This is a genomic window from Rhizobium sp. CCGE531 (assembly GCF_003627795.1).
Lineage (GTDB): Bacteria > Pseudomonadota > Alphaproteobacteria > Rhizobiales > Rhizobiaceae > Rhizobium.
Genome location: NZ_CP032684.1, coordinates 1,637,046 through 1,657,781, shown reverse-complemented (window position 1 = coordinate 1,657,781; position 20,736 = coordinate 1,637,046). Strand labels below are relative to the sequence as shown.

Here is a 20,736-nt window from a genome sequence, read left to right as displayed (position 1 = left end):
CAATCCATCGCAAACCACCCCTTGACGGAATCGGGTCTTTCAAAGTTAATGGACGACGTTGCGGCGGCGACTGGACCAGGCGGGTAAACGAGGGCTGGTTCTCAATTCGAAATCGGATCTGGATTCAAGGCGATTCACCTTTGCCGGTGACCGCCGTGGGGGTTTTTGTGTCGATCTCGATGCCGTCGAAAAAATATATGCGGGGACTGGCGGCAATAAGCTGTTAATACTATATTTAGTGTTTGCAGCCACCATCACCACAAGATACAGGAAGCTCATCTCCGGGTGACACCCCCTGTCAGAAAGCGGATTGAAAGCTGGCTGCGCGTTGAATCGCGATGCCGGAATGAGAATTTTTGCGCCCTGCTTTCATGCGGGCGCACACCAACGAATGAGGATTGGGACCATGCGCATCGAACGCCGTTTTACGAAGGCCGGCCAGTCACCCTATGCGGAGATCGAATTCCGCAAGGCGACCAGCGAGATCAAGAATCCCGACGGCTCGATCGTCTTCCGCCTCGAAAACATCGACGTGCCCGCGCAGTTCTCGCAGGTTGCAGCCGACATTCTCGCGCAGAAGTATTTCCGCAAGGCCGGCGTGCCCGCCAAGCTCAAGAAGGTCGAGGAAAACGACGTTCCTTCCTTCCTGTGGCGTTCCGTGCCCGATGATGCGGCCATGAAGGACCTGCCGAAGGAGCAGCAGAGCGGCTCCGAAACCGACGCGCGCCAGGTCTTCGACCGTCTGGCCGGAACCTGGACCTATTGGGGCTGGAAGGGCGGCTACTTCTCCTCCGAGGAAGACGCTTCGGCTTTCTGCGACGAGCTTGCCTATATGCTCGCCACCCAGCGCGTCGCTCCGAATTCGCCGCAGTGGTTCAACACCGGCATGCACTGGGCCTACGGCATCGACGGCCCTGGCCAGGGCCATTATTATGTCGATCCCTTCACCGGCAAGCTCACCAAGTCCAAGTCGGCCTATGAGCATCCGCAGCCGCATGCCTGCTTTATCCAGTCCGTCGAGGACGACCTCGTCAACGAGGGCGGCATCATGGACCTGTGGGTTCGCGAAGCGCGTCTCTTCAAGTATGGCTCCGGCACCGGCTCGAACTTCTCGATGCTGCGCGGCGAAGGCGAAAAGCTTTCCGGCGGCGGCCGTTCCTCCGGCCTGATGAGCTTCCTGAAGATCGGCGACCGCGCCGCCGGCGCCATCAAGTCGGGCGGCACGACGCGACGCGCCGCCAAGATGGTCGTCGTCGACATCGATCATCCGGATATCGAGGAATACATCAACTGGAAGGTCAAGGAAGAGCAGAAGGTTGCCGCTCTCGTGACCGGCTCGAAGATCGTCGCCAAGCACCTGAAGGCGATCATGAAGGCCACGGTCAATTGCGAAGGCGATAATGAGGACTGCTTCGATCCGGCCAAGAACCCTGCCCTGAAGCGCGAAATCCGCGCTGCCAAGAAGGATCAGGTTCCGGAAAACTACGTCCAGCGCGTCATCCAGTTCGCCCGCCAGGGCTATAAGGATCTCGAATTCAAGACCTACGACACGGACTGGGATTCGGAAGCCTACCTGACCGTATCGGGCCAGAACTCCAACAATTCCGTCTCCATCAAGGACGACTTCCTGCGCGCTGTCGAGAGTGACGGCGACTGGAACCTGACCGCCCGCAAGGACGGCAAGGTCATCAAGACGCTGAAGGCTCGCGACCTCTGGGAATCCATCTCCTACGCCGCCTGGGCATCGGCCGATCCGGGCCTGCATTTCAACACGACGATGAACGACTGGCACACCAGCCCGGCAGCCGGCCCGATCCGCGCCTCCAACCCGTGCTCGGAATACATGTTCCTCGACGACACGGCCTGCAACCTCGCTTCGCTGAACCTGATGACCTTCAAGGACGCGGCGACGAAGCGCATCAACATCGCCGATTACGAGCACGCCGTTCGTCTCTGGACCGTCGTTCTCGAAGTCTCCGTGATGATGGCGCAGTTCCCCTCGCGCCGCATCGCCGAACTTTCCTATGAATACCGCACGCTCGGCCTCGGCTATGCCAATATCGGCGGCCTGCTGATGTCGTCGGGCATTCCCTATGATAGCGACGAAGCCCGCGCCATCGCCGGCTCGCTGACCGCGATCATGACCGGCATCGCCTATGCGACCTCGGCCGAAATGGCGTCGGAACTCGGGACCTTCCCGATGTTCCAGCCAAACCGCGAGAATATGCTGCGCGTCATCCGCAACCATCGCCGCGCCGCCTATGGCGAAACCTCGGGCTATGAGAACCTGTCGGTCAATCCGGTGGCGCTCATCCACTCCGAGAACCCGGACCAGGATCTCGTCGCTCACGCCAAGGCTGCCTGGGACAAGGCGCTGGAACTCGGCGAGAAGCACGGCTACCGCAACGCGCAGGCGACCGTGATTGCGCCGACCGGCACGATCGGCCTCGTCATGGATTGCGATACGACCGGCATCGAACCGGACTTCGCCTTGGTGAAGTTCAAGAAGCTTGCCGGCGGCGGCTACTTCAAGATCATCAACCGTGCCGTTCCGGAAGCGCTGCGCTCGCTCGGCTATTCCGAAAGCCAGATTGCCGAGATCGAGGCCTATGCCGTCGGTCATGGCAACCTGAACCAGGCGCCGGCCATCAACCCCTCGTCGCTGAAGGCCAAGGGCTTTACGACCGAGAAGATCGATGCCGTCAACGCCGCCCTGAAGAGCGCCTTCGACATCAAGTTCGTCTTCAACCAGTGGACGCTCGGCGCCGACTTCCTGAAGGGCACGCTGAAGGTTTCCGACGAGCAGATGGCCGATATGAGCTTCAACCTGCTCGATCACCTCGGCTTCTCCAGGAAGGACATCGAGGCCGCCAACATCCATGTCTGCGGTGCGATGACGCTGGAAGGCGCGCCGTTCCTCAAGAACGAGCACCTCGCCGTCTTCGATTGCGCCAATCCCTGCGGCAAGATCGGCAAGCGCTACCTCTCGGTCGAAAGCCATATCCGCATGATGGCGGCTGCCCAGCCCTTCATCTCGGGCGCCATTTCCAAGACGATCAACATGGCGAATGAAGCGACCGTCGAGGATTGCAAGAACGCCTATATGCTGTCCTGGAAGCTCGGCCTCAAAGCCAACGCGCTCTATCGCGACGGCTCCAAGCTCAGCCAGCCGCTGAACGCCTCGCTGATCGAGGACGATAGCGACGAGGATGCGCTGGAGGAACTCCTGCGGGCCCCTGCTGCCGCCCAGGCCGTCACCATCACGGAAAAGATCGTCGAACGCGTGATCGAGAAGGTCGTGCGCACACAGGAAAAGCTTCCCGGCCGCCGCAAGGGTTACACCCAGAAGGCTAAGATCGGCGGGCACACGATCTTCCTGCGCACCGGCGAATATGACGACGGCCGTCTCGGCGAAATCTTCCTTGACATGAACAAGGAAGGCTCAGCGCTTCGCGCCTTCATCAACAACTTCGCGATCTCGGTCTCGCTCGGCCTGCAATATGGCGTGCCGCTCGAGGAATATGTCGACGCCTTCACCTTCACCAAGTTCGAGCCGGCCGGTATCGTCACCGGCAACGACGCGATCAAGAATGCGACGTCGATCCTCGACTACGTGTTCCGTGAACTGGCGATCTCCTATCTCGGCCGTCACGATCTTGCCCATGTCGACACTTCGGACTTCAGCAACACGGCGCTTGGGCGCGGCGTTTCCGAAGGCAAGGCCGATGTCGTCTCCAAGGGCCTGACCCGCGGCTACAAGCCGACGCTGGTTCCGACATCAGGCGAGCGTCCGGCAGCCGAGATCAAGGGTGCGGCAACGGCCGCGCCGGCACGCGCAGCCTCGCTTTCGACCGTCACCGCCTTTGCCGGCAACACGGTGCGCAAGCTGGAGCCGACGAGTGCGGTCTCGACCTCCGAAGTGGTCGCCTTCAAGCGCGACTATGAGGAGCGTGCGAAGGAATTGGCCGAAGAGATTGCAGAGGAACTGGCGAGCGAAACCACCGGCCTCTTCACCGACAAGGCCGCAAGCGACGCGGCAACGGCCAAGACGGAAGCCAAGAAGCTCGAATCCGAACGCCGCGCCCGCTCCATCATGCAGGGCTACACCGGCAACATGTGCACGGAGTGCCAAAACTTCACGATGGTCCGGAATGGAACCTGCGAGAAGTGCGACACGTGCGGGGCAACGAGCGGCTGCTCTTGATTGATACGGGAGGTGTATGTTTGATGCGCCGCCCTGTTGAAAATCATAACTTGGTCTTGATTAACGGCGGGGGGCGAAAGCCCTCCGCATGGATTGAAGTTCCGCAAACAATCATATGCCCGTCGCCAGAAAATCGTTCGGAGCCAACGACCTTTCGTATAGCTGGCGCTAACGTCAGAAAAGCCTTAGAGGCCGGGCACCGACAGCCTTTGTTAGATCTTTGGTGTCTAGTCCACGGCCAAATACCGCCTGTTAATAATGCATTGATACGATGGCGAAATAGCGATGTGCTGGCCTCACTTCGTTCAATGAGTAGCGCACATGCATGTTTTCGTGGTATTAAGAGACCCTTGGGAGATGACGATCAAGGTTATGACGTCTACGCTTATGTCACGAAACCTGGTGTACGTTTTAAATATGCACCGTCCATGGGATGCGTCATCGAAGCGGTGACGATACCGTCGGATTTGGTTTGTGTCATATATGTAAGGATGGATTACCCTTACGGTCGCCACCCCCCATCAGGCAAATCGACTCCGATGAGCCGCGGTATCGTAACTCATTGGGAAGTCGTTGAAGCCGACGAAAGTGGCCTACTGCCCATTGACCACAAACAAAGATATCGCCGCCGTCTATGGTAGAAAAGCGGATACGTAGCGATGAAAATAGATTTGGTAGCTTTAAAGGAATACGAACCTGTGGCTATCTATTACGAAGACTCAGATAGCCTTGAGTACTTGCGCATGTCCTCTCCTACAATCTATAGGAGAATAGATCCGATTTTAACTCTAATTTTTTCGATGGAAGATCGTTCTCTTGTGGGTTTTAAACTCAAGGGATTCAAGAATTTTTATGTAAGAAAACTTCGCAACCGGCTGGGAGTTAACTGCCCAGATTTCATCGAGTTGGTGGATGTTTTAAAAGAAGTCACGCAAACATTGGGCGAACAGGTGTTTGAAGAAAAACAAAAATACGCCTATCTATCGGCGCTAGAAATGGCTGCAGAAGATAAAGTACATGTTCGCGACTTTCCGCGTGTTCATGCATAAGCACCGCCGTTATGCTTTCAGGTATATCAAACCAATACATTTATTTTAGGTCTGTCGGTACCTACTCATTCATATACCCTCCCAGCAAAGCCGTACCTAGCTAGAATCCCGAATTTGCAGCGACCGCGCCCAAACCGAAATGCCTGATTTCTGACATGAAATCGGCGGGAAATCATCCGTTTTCACTGAAATTGTCCCGACTGACATTCGGTCCGCCGTGCCCTCCAAGCCATTCTGCGTGAGTGTCCGGCCTTTCGACTCATTCCTATCGCCAAATCGGCCTGCAAGGTCTTGGCGGCGGCATTCCAGTCGCGTGAGAGGCACCGTTTTGAAAATCGGCAACGACATCACAGGCATTCAATATCTGCGGGGCATCGCCGCGATCTCCGTGCTCTGCTTCCACATCAGCGAGGCGTACGGCCTTAGATTCCAGATCGGGGCGGCGGGCGTCGATATATTCTTCGTCATCAGCGGCTTCATCATGTGGGTCACGACCGAGGGAAAACCTGTGGGGCCGCAGCAATTCATGTTGCGTCGGCTCATCAGAATAGTGCCGCTTTATTGGATTGCGACGGCGGCGACATTCGTCATAGCCGTGTTGAAACCGCAGTTCTTCTTCAACACGAACGCGAGCGCCGAGAATTTGATCGGCTCGCTGCTTTTCCTGCCCGTATTGAAGGACGAAGCGCTGCATCCCGTTGTCGAGCAAGGTTGGACCTTGTCCTACGAGATGTTCTTCTATCTCGTCTTCTCCATTTCATTGCTCCTGCCGGCGTTCAGGCGGTTGTGGTTCCTGATGGCGGCTCTGGTGAGCATCGTCATTGCGCATTATCTGCTGCCTCTTGGCTATCTCAGTGTTTTCACGGAGCCGGTCATTCTTGAATTCGCGGCCGGAATCATCATCGGACACTTGTGGAAGCAGGATTTTCGGCTGCCCTTTTACGCCGCCATCGGCCTGATGATTGCCGGCTTCGTGCTGCTGCTGGCGAGTGACCTGGCGCCTCATGTCGACCGGGCGGTTCGTTGGGGCATCCCTGCGGTGCTGCTGTTATCGGGCGCTGTTTTCGCAGAACGGGAGCGGCGCGTGCCCAAACTGGCCTCCCTGCATTTTCTGGGGGATGCCTCCTATTCCATTTACGTTTGGCACGTGCTCATGGCCGTCATGGTAACGGCGCTGCTGTTGCGTATCGGGGTGCCGCACGGCGCACAGCCCGTGTTCATCGCATTGGGTTCGCTGGCTTTTGCCATCGTTTGTTACCTGTTCATAGAACGACCGATCCTCCGGAAAACGCGATCCCGGCGCCCGCGACCGGCATATCGCAGCTGACGCATCGACTGCTCGGACAATGCTACGGCTGCGCTCCGGCCCCTTTTGCCGTTCCGGCGACGACCGGGCAGGATTGCGGGATCGGTCGATCGAACAAGACCGAAATACTGCAATCGGACGTGAGCATCGCCTCGTCATCATGCCCCGCGCCAGGTACCTCGACGACCTTCTGATTGAGGTCGGACGGATGCCTCTTTTTCATATAGTCGAAGTAGGTCAACCCTCGCGCAAGCCGGTATGGCCCTTGCGCCATGGCAGCGCAGGACCGATCGATGAAATGGGTATATGGGTTCGTGTCCGCCTCCCCCAGCAGATAGACGACGTTGCGCGCGGCATATCTGGCTTCGAGAGCCTTCGGATCCTGCGAGGACACATAGGACGGTGCGGAGGTCAGGCCATATCGCCATTGCGTTGCGCGCAGGCAGGAAGCCGCCGATTGATCCGCCGGCAAGGCTGGCCGCTCATTGTCGAAATAGAGGTAACTCGACGGATTGGCGACAAGATAGCGAACGGAGATGCCGGCGCTCGCCAGGCTTTCCGCCTCGCGCCCCACCACCGCGTAGCGCTGCACCAATTGCGCCCCCGCCGAATGCCCCATCACGACGATGGTCGACAGCGAAGGATACAAGCGACGATCCCCGAAATGCCGAAGCAAGGCATCGAGCGCGGAGAAGGAGCTGATCGGCGCGGGCTGGCGCGCGGCTTCTCCGCCTTTCCACCCGTTTTGTGTCCAGGCCAGCGTCTGGGCCGACAGTGAGAATGCCTTGGCATCCGGCCTTATCAGAAACTGCGGCGCGATAACCATCGTCCCTTTCGCGAGATCTCCCGCCTTTGCAAGCAGTCTCTGCCCCGTCGCATAATAGGCATCGGCGTTTCTAAGCGTGCCGTGGATCACGATCAGCACCTTCGTCACCTGAGGTGTCGGCGTGTCGACCGCATGATTGGCGTAGACGGGCAGCTCCCCCTTCCCATCCGGCGTGTCGATCAGCAGGCGTTGATCCGCGATCTGCTTGACCGGCTTATGGAGCTTCGCATGACGGGAGACCGCATTTGCAGACCATGCCTCGGATGATCCGCCGGCGGCGATCAATGCTGCTCCGGACAATAGGATGCAGGCTAAATTCCCGGAGCTCCGCTGCATGCCCGAGCATAAGATTCGGCTAAGATAGGTGGAAATGGACGGCATCGTATGGTTACCGCGCTTTGATTGAACATGCTCATCCGATCAGGCGTCAACCGGTGAGCTCGCTGCTTGAACGATGGAGCAGCGAAAAATCCGTCGCGATCACGAAAAAATCCTCGTTTGAAGAACAGTCCCTCGAACTTCCAGGGATCTCGCGCAAAAAAACGCCATAGCCACCCTCCCTGACGCCACGCTTTCCCCGTGCCTGCTGGCTACGAAACCATGCTCTACCTATTTGATTCTAGGTCACATACCCATAAAATAGTTTTGGATTTGAATGATTTGTGATTCTCTGTCTGTCAGGCTTGGAGGCAGAGATGGCGCGCTTTGATTTGACGGATTTCGAATGGTCGGTGATCGAACCCCTTCTGCCGACAAAGGTTCGTGGTAAGGCCCGCGTTGATGACCGACGCGTATTGAATGGGATCTTCTGGCGGCTGAGAACTGGTGCGCCGTGGGCGGATATTCCCGCGCGCTATGGCCCTTATACGACCTGTGTCAACCGCTTTAACCGATGGCGTCACGCGGGGCATTGGGCACGTATTCTCGATGCAATATCAGAAGCTTACGATGGCGACATCCAGATGATCGACAGCTCGTCGATCCGCGTTCACCAACATGCTGCCAACGGTCAAAAAAAGACGAGCGATCCGGTTGCATGGGTCGCTCGCGCGGCGGGCTGACAACCAAAATCCATGCTCTTGTCGATGCCGATGGCCGACCGATCCGCTTAAAGCTGACAGCCGGACAGGCCCATGACGGACGCTCGGCGACCGATATGTTTGCGACCATCGGGCCCGGTCAAATACTTCTGGCTGATCGCGCTTATGATAGCGACAGGCTGCGACAAGACCTCAAAGCACGTGGAGCATGGGGCTGTATCCGTCCCATGCCAAACAGGGTCAATATTCCTGCCTTCAGCTCACGGCTCTACAAACAACGCAACGCTGTCGAGCGGTTCTTCAACAAACTCAAACACTTCCGGGCCATCGCAACACGATATGACAAACGCGACGACAACTTCCTCGCATCTATCCAGCTCGCCTCAATTCGTATCTGGCTACGATCTTATGAGTCGGTGACCTAGCGCGGATTCAGACGTCGCCAACTCGACACGATACCGGAGGGCACACTATCCCCACGGCTTGAGGAGCATGCCGGCCGGAAACAGTCCGGGCTGTACGTATTGGGACGCGCAAACCGCATCCTCAAAGGAAGTTGAATCGGAAAAGGCTCAGCGCATTCGCGACCCAGATCGCAGATGTTGCACTCGCCTGCCCAAAAACCTGCGACAGAGACAGTAACCCGTGGCATAAGGCCCCCGAAAAACTTTCCTTGGGCCTGGCGTAACCATGATTCGTATCGAAAATATCAGTAAGCAGAACAGCCATCGCATCCTCTTCATCGAGGCATCCGCCGCGCTCAACAGGGGCGAGAGCATCGGGCTCGTCGGTCCCAATGGTGCCGGCAAGACGACGCTTTTTCGGATGATCACCGGACGGGAGCTGCCCGACGAAGGGCAAGTTTCGGTCGATAAGGGCGTGACCATCGGTTACTTCAATCAGGATGTCGGCGAAATGGCGGGGCGCAGTGCTGTCTCCGAGGTGATGGAGGGCGCAGGCCCGGTCAGCGCGGTTGCCGCCGAGCTTCGCGAGCTGGAAGCCGCGATGAGCGATCCGGATCAGGCCGATAGGATGGATGAGATCATCGAGCGCTATGGCGAGGTGCAGGCGCGCTACGAGGAGCTCGACGGCTATGCTCTGGAGGGCCGCGCCCGCGAAGTTCTGGCGGGCCTGAGCTTCAGTCAGGAGATGATGGACGGTGATGTCGGTGCGCTTTCCGGCGGCTGGAAGATGCGCGTGGCGCTCGCCCGCATCCTGCTGATGCGCCCCGATGTCATGCTGCTCGACGAGCCGAGCAACCATCTCGATCTCGAGAGCCTGATCTGGCTGGAAGCATTCCTGAAGGGTTATGAAGGTGCATTGCTGATGACCTCGCACGACCGCGAGTTCATGAACCGCATCGTCACAAAGATCATCGAAATCGATGGCGGTAACCTGACCAGCTATTCGGGCGACTACGAGTTCTATGAGCAGCAGCGCGCTCAGAACGAGAAGCAGCAGCAGGCGCAGTTCGAGCGCCAGCAAGCGATGCTCGCCAAGGAAATCAAGTTCATCGAGCGCTTCAAGGCCCGCGCCTCGCATGCCTCGCAGGTACAGAGCCGCGTGAAGAAGCTGGAGAAGATCGACCGCGTCGAGCCGCCGAAACGCCGCCAGACCGTTGCTTTCGAATTCCAGCCGGCACCGCGCTCGGGCGAAGACGTTGCCGTGCTGAAGAACGTGCACAAAAAATATGGCAGCCGCAGCATCTATGAGGGACTGGACTTCATGGTGCGCCGCCGCGAGCGCTGGTGCATCATGGGCATCAACGGCGCCGGCAAATCCACCCTGCTGAAGCTGGTTGCGGGTTCGACGCAGCCGGACGAAGGCAGCGTCGCGCTCGGCGCAAGCGTCAAGATGGGATATTTCGCCCAGCACGCCATGGATCTGCTGGATGGCGAGCGCACCGTGTTTCAGCAGCTCGAACACGATTTTCCGCAGGCAGGTCAAGGTTCGCTCCGCGCGCTCGCCGGCTGTTTCGGTTTCTCCGGCGACGATGTCGAAAAGAAATGCCGGGTCCTGTCGGGCGGCGAGAAGGCGCGGCTTGTCATGGCGATCATGCTCTTCGATCCGCCGAACCTGCTGGTGCTGGACGAGCCGACTAACCATCTCGATCTCGATACCAAGGAGATGCTCATCGAGGCGCTGTCGCAATATGAGGGCACGATGCTGTTCGTCTCGCACGACCGGCATTTCCTCGGGGCACTCTCCAACCGCGTGCTGGAGCTGACGCCGGACGGCATTCACCAGTACACCGGCGGCTACACTGAGTATGTGGAGCGCACCGGCTACGAGGCGCCAGGCTTGAAAAGCTGATAGCTCGCCGTGCCGGCGCTATTGCGTATTGGTCGAGGGCGCGGCACCGGCGTTGATCACGGCAACCGGTGCCGTCCTGCCACGCACGCGGATTTCGATGCGGCGGCGTGCCTCGACGGCGCCGCGCTGGCCTGAGGTGACGGTATCGCCGGGCAGGATCAACTGTGCGGCGGACATCGGCAGGATGGTGGCGCCCTTGAGCTTGGGGTTGGCCTTGAGCACATTGGCGACGGCAATGGCGCGCGCAAGGCCGAGCCCGGCATTGTCGGCCGGAAGCAGGGCCGATACCGGCAGCTTGCCGTCCATCGCGTTGATGATCGTATCGTCGAGGTTGGACTTTTCACGCGCCACCGGCTGTTCGTCCGTGTGGCCGATCACCTCGACGATATTGGCGCCATAAAGGCTCAGATTGCTGGCGATTTCGTCGGTAATCGTCGTGCCGAGCAGCTGTGAAAAGGTGCCGGTGAGCTCGGCGCTTCCCGATTGGAAATAATTCTTCTTGGCATCGTCGAGATTGATGATGGGCGGCCAGTCGTGCATGCCCTTCCCGCCCCCGCTTTCAGCCAGCAACTTATCGATCTGGTCGGGAGCTGCCGCCATCGAGACGCCGTGCTCCTTCAGAGCGGCGGCAACCTTGGAAAGCGACTGCAGATCGACCGCGGTCGCTCCCTGGTCCGTGATGCTGTCGAGTGCCTCCTTCGCCAGCACCAGTTCCCGCCATTGCTTGTCCACCACGGCCTTATCGGCGGCGGAGAGATCGCCGGAAACGACCTTCGATTGCAGCAGCACGATCTCGGCGGTCTGCTCGGCCCGCTTCTTCTCCAGCAAGGCGACCTGCTGTTCGGCCTTCTCGAGCTTGCGCTCGACCTCGTAGCGCCGGTTTCTCTCCGCGGAAATCAAGGCAGCGGCCACGAGCAGCAGGCAGAAGACCAGAAGCAGCATGGATTCGGCCATCGTCAGGCCAAGGATCAGGCCACGATTGTAGCCCTTGTGCTCCATTTTCGGCTGAATGTCCGAGCCATTTGCTACCATAGATGCCACCAACGTTTTCGTGGCGCTGCTTCACTCACCGGCTCTGCCCCGAGGTCAGCAGCAGTGGATCGCGGCGGCGCCTGCCCCATCGCTTCCGCCATACGGCCGAGTGCCGCCTCGATATTGCGCAGCGGCTGCAATTGCGCCTCCGACATCTCCTTGATGGCACTGATCGCCGGCGCCAGCTCGGCGCGCACGACATCCTCGGGCGAGCGGATCTCTTCCAGCTTCCTGCCGACATTCTCGACGGCGGCACCGAAGGTGCCGATGATCTCGGACAATTGCGTGGTCGTTGCCGTCAGCTGCGCGGCCGCGTCGTTGATCGGGGTCACCGCCTGCTTTGCCAGCATTTCCAGGATCTTGTTGATCTCCTGGCCGTTGCGCTCGGCCTGCCGCGCGATCTCCTCGAACCCTTCCGACAGCATCTGGTTGCTGACACGCCGGTAGTGGGAGAATTCGCGCGATGACGAGTCGAGTTCGGTGCGCACGCGCCGTGTCATCTCGGCAAGTTCATGCCGGACGCTGCGCTCGATGTCGATCGGGTCACGCCGCATCTGGTTGAAGAGAATGCGCAGCGTCACGCCGGCAATGGTCGAGGTGACGGCAATGCCGAAATTGCGGACGATGGTCTCGATCGATGTTTCGCCTGCAAAGAGATAGAGCGACACGCCCAGGCTCGACAGGGTAAAGAGAAAACCCATGTAGTAGAGGTTGTCGCCCGCCTGCTCGTTATGCAGCCGGAACCCAGCAACCGCCAGCGACACAATGAAATAGATCGCCATCAGCAGAAGCGGTATGCCTGTCACGACAGGCAACGACCAGCCCATGAGTTTCGACGACCAGATGAAGATCATGCCGCCGATGGTGATGGATGCGAAGAGCACCATCGGCCCGTAATCCCGGATGAGGTATCTCGCTTCGGTGCCGGCCATCAGCGTATCCCCTCCAACCGCACGAAGCCGCCGAAATCACCGTTGCTGTTCTTGATCCATTGCGCCCAGAAGTTCGCAAGGTCCTCCATGCTGAACTTCATGTTCGGCCTTTGAAAGGCAAGGATCTTGACCGTGACCCCATTCAATGATGTGCGAAACCGGTCGTTTGCCGGGCTATGCTGGTATTTCTGATAGGAGACGCCATCCCGGTAGTTCGAGAAGGCGGCAGTGTGCTCGATCATGTCGGAGGCGATGTAGAGGCGCTTCGACAAGCCTGCTGGCGCGTTGGCAAAGACTTCGAGATTGATCTTCTGGATGCCTGCCATGATCGGCGACAGCCTGCCTGACTCGCCCGCGGTCAGCTTGCCGGCGATATCGGCGAGCGGCTTCTGGAACCCCTTTTCCCACCGCGCCTGCGCGAGGCGAGGATTGCTGGTCCATTCATCGACATTAGTGCCGCTTCCCGGGTTGCAGCCATGGAAGGTCTGGATCAGCTCGCCCTCCTTTTCGGTCAGCGCATAGATATCGATCGCGCCGCCGATCGGCACATCAGTCACGATCTTCTGGAATTGGTTGCGCAGATCAAGCGCCGTCGTGTCTGATATCGGATCGGTGACATCGAGCAGGATGGCGGTTTCCGCCTTCGGCCCGTCCACCGGGCAAAGCGAGGCTTGGTCGATCGCGATATTGCCGCTCGCCTTGTAGCGCAGCCAGCCATAGGCGCCGACGATCCCGAGGGACAGGACCGCGAGACAAACCGTTGCGATGATGAGGCCGGCGGATCCTCCGCGCCGGCTACGCCGCTTGCGTCGCGCCAAGGATGCTCTCCGGGAAAAGACTGTCGAGCTGATGGTATTTCTCGATGGCGCGCTCGAATTCCTCGCCAATCCGCTTGATCTGCTCCGACAATTCCGCCTGTGCGCCCTGGATGCGCGAGCCCAGAACCTTGTCGTCCCATTCCTCTTCGCTGCGCATGACAGGCGTCAGCCGCTCCATCTTATAGGCATCCTTGAAGTAGGATGGTTCCGGCTCGGTGCGTGCGGCCCTGTTGGCATCGCGGTAGGAGGTGAGCAGCACATTGGCGGCGCGCTCGAGATGGTTTTGATGTTCGGCAAAGAGACCCGCCGTCCTGGCGCGATGAGCGATGATGGCTGATGTCTCCTGCCGGCGCAGCGAAAGGTCGCGGATGATTTCCTCGATCTTGCCGTTGTGCTCGTCGCGGATCTCGCGCAGGGCTTCGATCAGATCGAGCTTGCGGTCGATGTAATTGTCTCTCGCCGCATCGAGGCGCTTCTGCACGCCGGCAAAGCCCGGATAGGGATCGGTCAGATAGCAGCCGTCGATGAAGGCGACGAGTGAGAACATCAGGCCGACGGCAAAGAGCATCCAGGAGTTCAGTTCCTGCAGTCCGAGAGGTGTTGCCTTCAGGCGCTGAATCACTTCGGCACCGGCTCCGCTCAGGATCGTCGCCGAGACCTCGCGATAATGCGCCAGCACGATGTTGATCCCCAAGGCCACGGCGACATACGCGACGAGACCGAGGAGACCGAGCAGCTTCAGCGCAAAGGATCGATGCACCAGGAAGCGGACGCAGAAGAAAGAGAATATCAGCGCAGCGCCGATGTTCAGGAAGGCGAAGGCGGCCGCCTCCGTCACGCCGCCGACGATGCCCTGCTCGCTTCCCTTGGCGAGAAAGCTGCCGTTCATCACCATTTCGATGAGGACGAGGAAGACGATCAACGAGACCTTGAAACCCCAAGCAGCTTTGCTGGAAACCTTCGCGGCGCGCTGCAGCTTGTGCCTGGCCTTGAAGCCCACCATTTCATCCTCGGCCGTCTTCAGCTTGCGGCGCAGACCGTGAAGTTCATCGACGCCGCTTGCGACTTCCGCCTTGAAATCCGAGATGCTGGAGGCGTTCGCCTGGCGTATCAGCCCGAACTGGCCCTCGAAATCGAGGTTGCGCAGGCGGCTGTCGAAGGTCTGGAACTGGTCTTCGAGGATCTGGTAGGAACTCTTCTTTTCCGCCTCAACCCAGGCGACGATACGCTGCTCCGTCTCGTCATGCGACTGCGCATCCGGCGGCGGCCGGTTCTCGCGCCCGGCGGCGGCACCCTTTTCCTTCAGGTCGAGGGTCGCACCGAGCTTTTCGATGTCGACGACGGGAAAAACGTCCGTCGAGGCACGGAAATCATGGCTGGTCTCCCGAACGCTGTCCCAGAGACGGTTGAGGGCTTCGAAACGCAACGATCTTCCCCGGCGAATTCATCAACTTAGAAAGGACAATTGAGAAATCGATACCGCACTGGTTGTCCTTGGTCCAGCGCGATCTAGCGGAGGTTAGGATGCGATTGTGGTAAAGACTAGCCCGAGCCTATAGCGATTGGAAAACACTCATATCAATCGCGGCAATCATCCTTGCGCGAAGGATCGCCGCTATACCTGGATCGGGTTCGAAACAGGTTTCCAGAAGCCGGCGCGTTGCAGCCCTTCGCGATAGATGTCGCGTTGCCACTGCTCCTTGAACGGCACGACGGAAATCCAGCGATCGATGTCGAAATCCGGATGGGTATTTTGAACCCGCCGGACGAAGAAGCCGGCCCTTTCCTCTTCTCCGAGCATTGCCAGGCTCGCCGCGGAAATCCTGTCCGCCAAGCGTGAATCGACCATGCGGCCGATATAATCGAGAGCTGCCTCGAAGCGGCCGAGCGTGTAGCTCGCCACGGAAGCAGTCCAGAAATACGTGTCGGGGCTGGCCGGATTGAGCGCGATGGCGCTTTCGATCTTCCTCAGCGCAAGATCCGGCCGCGAGGAATGCAGCAATGCTTCGGCATGGTCGGCAATGATGCCGGCATGGCCCGGATTGAGGGCTTCGGCCAGTTTCAGCGCTTCTATGCTCTCCTCATTCGCCTTCTTCAAGGTCTTCGTCATGCCCAGTTCGCGATAGCCGTCGGCGATATCGCGCCGGGCCGCAATGGCCCGCATCGCATAGTTCTCGGCCTCGTCCAGCAGGGCCGCGTCGCTACCCGATGTCAGCACCCATTCCTTGGAGTAGGTTCGCGCAATGGAACTCAGGACGGGGGCGAAATGGCCGCTGCTTTCCAGCACGGCTTTGAGTTCTACCCGCGCTTCCTGCAGGCTTGGCACCGAGAGACGAGCAAGGTGACGCTTTCCGGCAAGATAGCGCTGATAGGCTGTCAGGTCCTTTTCGAAGTGAGACCGCATCATCTCCCGACGTTCGATCTGTCCTGCCAGGGATAGCACGATATGGCGCGTCACCATCTGCCTCTGCTGTTCCGGAGAGGACTGTCCAAGGCTGATGCGCTCCGCCCAGACGACCTCATCGCTGGCGGCATCGACCAATTGCGAAAACAGCAGCGGTCCGTCATCACGAACGCTGAGGCGCATTTCGAGAATGTAAGAGCGATCCCATCGATCGAACGTTGCGACAGCACGCTCCCCGACCCTGCCGACCCGGACCGCCGTGCAGCGATCTGCAATGTCGAGACTCTCCAAGGCGCAGAAGCCGACAGTGATATCGCTCATCAGCGATGAGGCGTCGTATCCTGCGCCTTGCTTTTCCGAGGATGACAGGAGAATTAGGGGTATGCGCGCCTTCGGCGGCCTGCCCGACACCCGGCTGCCGGGAGGAGCGTCTGCAGCCACGTCACCTGCCGAAGCGTCCCGCCACCGCGCCGACCATGACGACAACAGCTCTGAACGCTGCTCGAATATTCGCCTGAAGTGTTCCACCTCTCCCGCGGCTTCGAATATCCGCAGCAGGATGCGATGGATATCCCGATCCTCCGGATCGAGGCCGAGGATCAGAAGCGCTGCCTCCTTCACCAGTGCGGCATCCTCTACGGTGCTCACCTGGGCCTCAGCGGCAGTCAGCGTTTCCTTCAGCATATCGGCATGGCGCCGCCTTTGCGCCTTGCGCCAGTGAAAGAAAACCGCGCTCTGACAATCGACCTCCGGCAGGAACTCCGCCTCGAGCGCTTTCATCAGCCCTCTCAATCTCGCAACGGTCGGCTCAGCCTGTTCCGTGTTCGCAAGCGGCATGTCTATGGCTTCCGGAGGCGCTTCGAGTTCCACGATCGTTTCGCTGAAACGAAGGAACGACCTGCCGAGAGCTGCCTGGCGGCCCCTTATCCGCGAAACCAGCTTGCGCAGATTGACCTGCGCGCTGCCATTGTCATCCCCCCATAGAAGCCGGGCGATCGCGCTGCGTGACGTGCGCGCCGGCGGCTCCGCCATCAAATAGGTCAGGATCAACAAGCCCTTTTCGGGAAAGGCGACCTCGCGACCATCGCTGTCCAGAAGTCTAAGGCCGCCCAATGTATGTAGTGAAAACATGATCCTGTTCACGAAATCCGCACGAACCCGTGACGGCCGGGAGGGATTTTCCTTGCCGATCGCCCTCATTCGCGCCTGGGCGAGCATGGTGAAACTTCCATAAGCATGTAGTGTGGAGGAAGGTTCGGCGATTTTCAATTCCAATTGCCTGAAATCTAAAAGACCCTTCGTTAAATCGAAAGCGCGACATATCTCTTCTGAGCACGCGATCTCATTCGGAGCACCAAGCCATGACATCCTCTCCCTTTAAGAACATCTGTGTCTACGGCGCCGGCGCGCTGGGTGGCGCGATCGCCACAAAGCTCGCTTCCTCCCAGGGAGCGGAGACGCAGATCTCTGTCGTCGCTCGCGGAGCTCACCTGGAGGCCATTCGCGCTGACGGCATACGCCTCTGGGAAGCCGGCGCGGACAACCCGCTTGTGGCGCGGATGACGGCAACAGCCGATGCGGGCGAGCTACCGCCGCAGGATCTCGTCATCACCGGGCTCAAGGGCCATCAGCTTGCCGCAGCCGTCCCCGGCATTGCGAAACTGCTGCATTCGGGCACCCGCGTCGTCATGATCCTCAACGGCGTGCCGTGGTGGTATTTTCACCGGGACAGGCAAAGCGGCCATGCCGAGCACCAGATGGAGGAGCTCGATCCGAACGGCGATCTCTGGCGCCTGGTCGGGCCTGAGCGCGTGATCGGTTGCGTTGCCTATCAGGGAGCGGAAGTTGTCGGCCCAGGCGAGATCAAGCTCGCCAACAACGGCCATTTCATCCTTGGCGAGCCGTCCGGCGAAACGACCGCCGACATAGAAGGCATCGCGGCACTGCTGCGGAACGCAGGCGTCAACATCTCCATTTCCATGCGCATTCGCGACGATATCTGGAGCAAGCTGATGGGCAACGCCGCCTTCAACCCGATCAGTGCGCTCACCCGCGGATTGATGTCCGACATTATGGATGACCCGGCGCTGGCAGCCATGGTCGGCCAGGTGATGAGTGAGGTGAAGGCCGTCGCCGAGGCTTTGGGATCGCATATCGCCATGTCGGTCGAAGAACGCGTTGAGCGCTCGCGGCAGATTGGCCCTGTGCGCACCTCGATGCTGCAGGATCTGCTTGCCGGCAAGGCATTGGAAATCACGCCGCTCGTCGGTGTCGTCGTTTCGCTCGGCAAGCTCGCCAATGTGCCGACGCCGGTCTCGGCAACCATCCTGGCGCTGGTCACGCAGCTCGACCAAAAGAACCAGCAGGATGCGGCCTAGCGCTGGCCACAAAAGGCATTTTTGACTTTCCGGCAGCGGTCTATGGCTCGGCTGCCGGGCAAAATCCGGGGATGCCGGCCCTTTATATCTCACTTACTTCTTCGCCTTCCGCCTCGAATGGATTTCCTATGGGGGCCAGCGTTACGCTTGCGGTGGAATATGGAGATAGACCCATGCTCGACACGCACGCACCCAATCTGACGGAATCCATCCGTGCCCTCGTTCACAACAGCGATGAGAGACATCACCGCGTTGCGGCATCGGCCCCAGGCGTAAAAGGCCGGCGCCAGCAAACGCTTAACAATCGCCAGGTCCGCGAAAAGCGTACCTTTCAGGCCATGTTCGCCTTTGGTCTGCTCCTCGGCGGGCTGGAGCTCTTCATCGTGCTGCATTACCTCTGAGACGTAGCCGCCATGAGCAGTCTGACTTTTCAGAGACGCATCTGCGGTGCGATCACCGCCCTTGTTACCCCGTTTCATGATGGCGCTTTCGATAGTGTCGCCTTGATGGCGCATGTGAAATGGCAGCTGCTGAGCGGCATCGACGGGCTGCTGGTCTGTTCGCTGACGGGCGAAGGCCCGACGCTGACAGAAGCCGAGCACATCCGCGCCATTGAAATCTGTATCGAACTTTCCGAAGACAAGGTTCCCGTCATTGTCGCAACGGGAACCAACGATACGGCGACGACCATAAAGGAAACGATACGGGCGCAGCGGCTTGGCGCCGATGCAGCCCTGGTGACAGTCCCCTATTATTCCAAGCCGACGCAGAAGGGCGTCATCCACCATTTCGAGCAGCTGTCGGCGCAGATGGAGCTGCCGATTATCATCCACAATCAGCCATCGCATACCGCGATCGACCTGGCTCCGGCGACGGTCGGACGGCTGGCGGAGATTCCAGGAATCATCGCGATCGCCGATGGCAGCGGTGACCTCTCGCGCATCGATCTCTGGCGGCCTTTGCTGCCGGAACGGTTCGGGCTCTTTACGTCGAACGACGCCAGCGCGCTCGGCTTCACCACTGCGCATGGTCATGGCTGCTTCTCCAGTGCGGCCAATATCGTCCCACGCCTCTTTCGATCCATGCAGCATTCGGCTGCGTGCGGCAACGTCAGCGCAGCTCAATCCATCGACGAGCGCCTCCAGCCATTATTCAGCGCGCTGGCCCGCGAAAGCGAGCCGGCGACGGTCAAGCACGCCCTGTCACTGGTCAGGGATATCGAGGCGGATGTACGCCTGCCCTTGGTCGGCGTCACCAGCGAGACGGCTATGGCCATTCAAGCGGCAATCACACCGTTTCAGCTCGACGGCAGCGGCCGGTTCGCCTCGCGCCATGCCTATCGCCTGGGATTGTGAAACCGCGCCATCCCTATGAGATTTTTATATTTTTGCCGCTTCAGGCAAATGGAAAACCTAGCAACTCCCCCATAGATTCAACAGCATAGCACCGGAAATGGTCTTATCGGACCGGCGGTGCTGGTGACACTGAAAGGACCTATGATGTCACGCCATACGCATGCCGGCCTATCCGCCGATCCCCTCCAACGCCCTCGCACGGCCGCCCTCGCAAGAAGCAAGTGGCCCATTTCTTCGGACGCATTGCTGAACGGGCTTCGCTCCGTCGCTCCGCGCCTCGGACTTGTCCTCCTGATCGCCGGCGCCTTGCAAATGGTGCTGCGCCTGACCGGACACTAAGTGAAACCGAAGAGATCCAAGAGGAAATATAGACATGGCAAACGCACAGCATATTCAGCGCCGTTCGGCCCACAGCCCGATTTCGCCGGCTCCGGCCCGCTTCATCATTGGGCGTGACCGCCGTGGCAGCTGGATCGTTCAGGACCGGCTAGGCCTCGTCGGCGGACTGTTCCGCAACGAAGCGGCGGCCCTGCACTTCGCCTCCGAGGAATGCAGCCATAATCCGGCCGACATCTGCCATGCGCCCGAAGGCGCTATCCTCGACCTGGACGGCTTCGCGCCAGCATCGTCCAATCTGCACTGAACTTGCCCCTAGCAGGCTTCGACAGTATCCCGCCGAACGCTTCCTTAACCGCCCTCAGTTAAGCTCTCGGCCAGATATCCAAAGAATAGAAAACCATGTCGAAGCCTGCTTTCCGTTACAGCCACTACGATCTTAGGGAACAGCGCGCGGGAACGGTGATCGAAATCACCCTCTCGGCAATTGCCAATGTCAGGCTGATGAACGGCGCGAATTTCGAGCGCTTCACGGAAACCCTCAAGCACCAGTTTATCGGCGGCGTCGCCAAGAAATCACCGATCCGGCTGACCATTCCGGAATCAGGTCACTGGCATCTCGTCGTCGACATGGAAGGCCACAACGGACTGGCTGAATCGAGCGTGAAGATCGTCGATGCGGCATCGGCTCCCCGCATGCAGAAGGCACCGCAGGAAACCGCCACCGGGCGGTGATACCGGAC

16 protein-coding genes are annotated in these 20,736 nt (G+C 59.4%); 10 read left to right on the top strand and 6 right to left on the bottom strand.

Annotated elements, in window-relative coordinates; all coding sequences use genetic code 11:
- Positions 1–406: 406 nt before the first annotated feature.
- The 3 genes from CCGE531_RS08155 (at position 407) to CCGE531_RS08145 (ending at position 6,580) form a co-directional block, all read left to right on the top strand.
- The gene (locus tag CCGE531_RS08155; protein ID WP_120663719.1) at positions 407–4,204 is read left to right on the top strand and encodes a vitamin B12-dependent ribonucleotide reductase; all 3,798 of its coding nucleotides are present in this window, start codon (positions 407–409) and stop codon (positions 4,202–4,204) included.
- Positions 4,205–4,863: 659 nt separating this feature from the next.
- Positions 4,864–5,253 carry a hypothetical protein gene (locus CCGE531_RS08150; RefSeq protein ID WP_120663718.1) on the top strand — a complete coding sequence of 130 codons (390 nt, stop codon included), beginning with the start codon at positions 4,864–4,866 and terminating at the stop codon, positions 5,251–5,253.
- Positions 5,254–5,470: 217 nt separating this feature from the next.
- Positions 5,471–6,580 (top strand): acyltransferase, encoded by a 1,110-nt coding sequence (locus CCGE531_RS08145; RefSeq protein WP_348633015.1) that lies wholly within the window; start codon positions 5,471–5,473, stop codon positions 6,578–6,580.
- 22 nt (positions 6,581–6,602) lie between these two features.
- Here CCGE531_RS08145 and CCGE531_RS08140 read toward each other — a convergent pair whose 3' ends face one another.
- On the bottom strand, positions 6,603–7,670 hold the full coding sequence (locus CCGE531_RS08140) for an alpha/beta hydrolase (protein ID WP_245459012.1): 1,068 nt from the start codon (positions 7,668–7,670) through the stop codon (positions 6,603–6,605).
- A gap of 410 nt (positions 7,671–8,080) precedes the next feature.
- Between CCGE531_RS08140 and CCGE531_RS08135 the strand changes: the two genes are divergently transcribed.
- Both CCGE531_RS08135 and CCGE531_RS08130 read left to right on the top strand, forming a co-directional pair.
- A protein-coding gene (locus tag CCGE531_RS08135; RefSeq protein ID WP_120663716.1) for an IS5 family transposase occupies positions 8,081–8,850 on the top strand; the annotation gives its coding sequence in 2 pieces (ribosomal slippage) (positions 8,081–8,392 and positions 8,395–8,850; 768 coding nt in all).
- Between the two features lie 265 nt (positions 8,851–9,115).
- Positions 9,116–10,738 carry an ABC-F family ATP-binding cassette domain-containing protein gene (locus CCGE531_RS08130; protein ID WP_120663715.1) on the top strand — a complete coding sequence of 541 codons (1,623 nt, stop codon included), beginning with the start codon at positions 9,116–9,118 and terminating at the stop codon, positions 10,736–10,738.
- Positions 10,739–10,756: 18 nt separating this feature from the next.
- On the opposite strand, the gene CCGE531_RS08125 is transcribed toward CCGE531_RS08130, so the two are convergent.
- The 5 genes from CCGE531_RS08125 to CCGE531_RS08105 all read right to left on the bottom strand — a co-directional run bounded on the left by CCGE531_RS08125 (position 10,757) and on the right by CCGE531_RS08105 (position 17,055).
- Positions 10,757–11,770 (bottom strand): OmpA family protein, encoded by a 1,014-nt coding sequence (locus CCGE531_RS08125; protein ID WP_120663714.1) that lies wholly within the window; start codon positions 11,768–11,770, stop codon positions 10,757–10,759.
- Complete coding sequence (locus tag CCGE531_RS08120) at positions 11,764–12,702, bottom strand: hypothetical protein (protein ID WP_120663713.1); 939 nt, start codon at positions 12,700–12,702, stop codon at positions 11,764–11,766. Before CCGE531_RS08120 ends, CCGE531_RS08125 begins: the two co-directional genes overlap by 7 nt.
- The gene (locus CCGE531_RS08115) at positions 12,702–13,520 is read right to left on the bottom strand and encodes a hypothetical protein (RefSeq protein ID WP_120663712.1); all 819 of its coding nucleotides are present in this window, start codon (positions 13,518–13,520) and stop codon (positions 12,702–12,704) included. Before CCGE531_RS08115 ends, CCGE531_RS08120 begins: the two co-directional genes overlap by 1 nt.
- Entirely contained in the window at positions 13,498–14,946 is a 1,449-nt protein-coding gene (locus CCGE531_RS08110) for a hypothetical protein (RefSeq protein ID WP_120663711.1), read from the bottom strand. Before CCGE531_RS08110 ends, CCGE531_RS08115 begins: the two co-directional genes overlap by 23 nt.
- 189 nt (positions 14,947–15,135) lie before the next feature.
- Positions 15,136–17,055: a hypothetical protein gene (locus tag CCGE531_RS08105; RefSeq protein ID WP_162943863.1), complete on the bottom strand. Its 1,920-nt coding sequence runs from the start codon at positions 17,053–17,055 to the stop codon at positions 15,136–15,138.
- A 230-nt stretch (positions 17,056–17,285) separates the two neighbouring features.
- Here CCGE531_RS08105 and CCGE531_RS08100 point away from each other — a divergent pair, with 230 nt between their 5' ends.
- From CCGE531_RS08100 to CCGE531_RS08075, 5 genes are all read left to right on the top strand, one after another.
- Positions 17,286–18,302: a 2-dehydropantoate 2-reductase gene (locus CCGE531_RS08100; RefSeq protein ID WP_120663709.1), complete on the top strand. Its 1,017-nt coding sequence runs from the start codon at positions 17,286–17,288 to the stop codon at positions 18,300–18,302.
- 173 nt (positions 18,303–18,475) lie between these two features.
- Positions 18,476–18,703 (top strand): hypothetical protein, encoded by a 228-nt coding sequence (locus CCGE531_RS08095; RefSeq protein WP_120663708.1) that lies wholly within the window; start codon positions 18,476–18,478, stop codon positions 18,701–18,703.
- A gap of 12 nt (positions 18,704–18,715) precedes the next feature.
- Positions 18,716–19,657 (top strand): 4-hydroxy-tetrahydrodipicolinate synthase, encoded by a 942-nt coding sequence (gene dapA, locus CCGE531_RS08090; RefSeq protein ID WP_120663707.1) that lies wholly within the window; start codon positions 18,716–18,718, stop codon positions 19,655–19,657.
- A gap of 373 nt (positions 19,658–20,030) precedes the next feature.
- Positions 20,031–20,300, top strand: a complete 270-nt coding sequence (locus CCGE531_RS08080) for a hypothetical protein (protein ID WP_120663705.1) — start codon at positions 20,031–20,033, stop codon at positions 20,298–20,300.
- Positions 20,301–20,395: 95 nt separating this feature from the next.
- Positions 20,396–20,728 carry a DUF1883 domain-containing protein gene (locus CCGE531_RS08075; RefSeq protein WP_120663704.1) on the top strand — a complete coding sequence of 111 codons (333 nt, stop codon included), beginning with the start codon at positions 20,396–20,398 and terminating at the stop codon, positions 20,726–20,728.
- Positions 20,729–20,736 lie beyond the last annotated feature (8 nt).